Annotated in this window: 1 pseudogene; it reads left to right on the forward strand. The window is 70.6% G+C overall.

The features are described from left to right. Positions 1 to 303 precede the first annotated feature (303 nt). A pseudogene (locus AB0E94_RS52585) lies at positions 304 to 3,414 on the forward strand (hypothetical protein); the annotation flags it as partial.

Here is a 3,414-nt window from a genome sequence, read left to right on the forward strand (position 1 = left end):
CCCACGCTGACCGGCTCGCAGGTCGCCGCGCTCACCGCGCACGCCGACACGGCGGCCGGCGTCACCGTCGTCCTCGAAAACGAGCACGACCGGCAGGCCGAACGGGCTTACCAACTGCTCGCCCCTGCCGTGGCCCGCCACCCGAGCAGGCCAGGGCCGCTCGGGTACGCCCACCCCGGTGCCAGCGCCGTCGTGGAGTCCCACCCCCTGGTGGAGGCTGCGGTCACCAGCCGGGTCGCCCGGGCCGCCCGAGGGTTCGTCACGCCGAAGGGGCGGACGGTGGCCGCCGACTCCATCCGCGCCATGCTCGACGGGCAGCCTGCCGAACTCGTCGACCGATGGGCCTCGTACGCCGCTGAACGGCTGGGTGTGCCCGTCATGCCCACGCCACCGGCACCTGCGACCACGACCCCGGACACCGCCGTCGACGCGCCGGCACCGGTGATGCTCAGCGGCGCTGCCGCCACGACTGGTCCTCCGGTGGAGAGCGTCGACGAACTCCTGCCTGTGCCAGCGGCGGACCCCGCACCAGATCCCCCCGTTGCCCGGCACGAGGCGGTCGTCGACGCCGAGCAGCCCGTCCAGCAGGCACCCGAGCAGCCCGTCCAGCAGGCACCTGAGCAGCTACATCTTGACTTCCCGGTCGCGGACGTCGCGGCCCCCCGCCGGGAGGCTGGAAACGACACGGACCCGGCTCCCGCTCGGATCGACGCTGAGAGCGATCCAGACCCGCAGGACGAGCCCGACGCCGGCGGCTCCCTACCGGATGACGTCGCCCTGGTCCTGCCCGACCCGTCACCGGATGAGCCGGAAGAGGTCCCGGAGCCGCTGGCCGGTGCGATCCCGGTGGAGGGCGTCGACGGCTACCACTACACGCGTGGAGACGACACCGTCACGACGGTCTACGGACCCGACAACACGGTGGTGGCCGTCGGGAAGTCGGCCGGCGGCGGCATCACGGCCGGCGAGGTTGATGGCGTTCGTATCACTGGCGCTGCCATCTACGGCACCCGCAGCTTCGCCGAACTCGCGGCCCGCCAGCACCAGGCCGCCAACCTGTCACAGGATCAGCGTGACCGGGTGTGGATCGAGTTCGTGCGTGACCCGACCGCGAAGGCGGGTCACGTCATCGTGGTGCATGGCACGGTCAAGGACGATCCTCTCGACGACCGCGCCACCAAGGACGCCGCCCGGTTCCTGTGGTCCGGCAAGAAGAAGGCGCGGGTCAGCGGCAGGAAGTGGACCGCGCGCACCGTGGACGACAGCCTCGCCCGTCTGCTGAGCGAGTTCGCGCGGCAAGGCAGAGCTGTCCTGGTCCGTCCCCCTGACGCGGGCCGCCCCGAGAGCGAAGCGTCCAGTCCTGCACCAGCCACCACCGAGCGGCAGCCGCAGGACCATCCGGAACCCGACCCGCACTCCTTGAGTGATGAGGACCTGGTTGCGGCCATCCGCAAAGCGGAGGGTCAGGTCGGGTATGGCATCCGCCGCGACGAGACGGCGGCTGACCGGGTCGATGCCTTGCAGAAGGTGCGGCGGGACCGGGTCCTCCGGCGCGTAGAGAACGCGCCAGAGGCCGCCGGCATGACCGACGACGAGCTTGCTGCGGAGAAGCGGTGGCTGACCGGGTCCTTCGCCAGTAGCGCGTTCAGTTTCGGGGACGGCGCGCGGACCGTACGCGCCCGGCGCGACGTTGTTCAGGGTGAGCAGCAGCGCCGAGAGGCGACCGTGCTGCTGGCGGGCCCGCCTGCCCAGAGCCTGGACGACGAAGCCCTCAACACGGTGTTCGGACAGACAAGCGGCCTGTGGGTCCGCATGAAGTCCAGCCACGAGCTGCATGACGTGCTCGAACAGCGCCGTGAGGATCTGCGTACGGAGCTGGCACTGCGCCGGATCCGGCACTACGAGCAACGGCCGGACGTCGCCGGCATGACCCTTGAGGACCTGGCGGCGGAGAGCGCGGAACTCTCCGGCTTCCGGGAGCCCGAGGCCCTCTTCCAGCGCAAAGACGTCAACCAGGCCCGCAAGGCCCGGCTGGCGGTCGTCGACACGGAGATGGACCGCCGGGAAGCAGCCCAGTTTCCCGATGAACTCGCCCGCGCCCAGCTGGAAGGCAGCCGCGCCGCTCGGGCGGTGATGATCGACGGGATGCCGCACGCGTACGGGGAAGTCGAACCGGTGCCTGGCAACGAGTCCCACTTCCAGGCCAAGGTCCGCTACACCACTCGGCTTGGCGAGTTCCCGTCCCGGGCCGCGGCCGTCGCCGCTCTGGTCCGCCACTACGACACGAACCCCGCCACCTACCCTCAGCGGACCTGGGGTGTTCCGCGTGATGTCGCGCTGCCGGTCGCCGTGCGCACTGAGCTGCTGGAGTGGCTGGAGCCTCGGGCGGACAGCAGCCCGGAATGGCGACACCTCGTGGAGATCTTGCGGCTGGTGCCGACCCGGCAGGCGGACCGAAACCCGCTGACCGGTGAGACAATGCAGACGTACCACTACTCGATCGAACAGGGTCTGCTCAGCGAGCTGGCCCGGGTCGGGGAACGGGTGACCGCAGACCTGCGGACGCGGTCGGCCAACCCCGAGCTTCCCAACAAGGACCGAGGGGCCGCCAAACGCCGTATCCCGGCGATGGGGGCCGCCCTGCACAACGTCCTCGGGCTACGTGACCGGCTGTCCGCCGATGGCATCAACACGGATCTGCGGGCGGTGGACCAGAGCCAGGTGGCGGCCCAACTCGCGGCGCTGGCCGGCGTCGACAACGACATTGAGGAAGGTGGCGGTGACAGTCAGCCAGTACAGCGTGATAGCGCGGGAGCACTGGAGCAGGTTCCGGCCCCGGGAACTGGCGGGGTTGCAGGACCCGGAGGCGTTCTTCGCCCGGATGGGCAGCCAGATCCAGCAGGCGGTGATCGACGCGCAGGAGGCGCTGGAGGAGACGCTGGAGCCGGAGACGGACTACCAGGCGCGGGTGGGTCAGCTGAACCAGATCCGGGCCACCGCGGAGCAGCAGGTGATGGCGCAGTTGCTGCCGCCGCCGGAGGACGACCAGGACCCGACGGTGCCGCCGAGCGCGCTCCGCAGCGGCCTGGACGAGATCAGCCGGGACCTGAACAGGATGTAGAGCCGTTCCGGCCCGATCCGGCTGACGTCCCGCGTGGTCCGCTGGCACGCGCGGCGGCGAACCTGGCAGCCATCAAGGTCCTGCACCGGTTGGAGCAGACACGCACGGGTGCCACCCACGACGATAAGCGGATCCTGGCCCGCTGGTCGGGCTGGGGATCGGTGCCCGTGGTGTTCCTCGAACAGCCGGACGAGAAGAACCCTGTCTATGGTCAGGGCGGGCAACGCGAGGGCCGATACGCCCAGGACCTGCGACGGTGGGAGGAATACTCACCCGTCCGCGACGAGCTGCGG

This window comes from Actinoplanes sp. NPDC026670, assembly GCF_040638175.1.
In the GTDB taxonomy this organism is placed as follows: Bacteria; Actinomycetota; Actinomycetes; order Mycobacteriales; family Micromonosporaceae; genus Actinoplanes.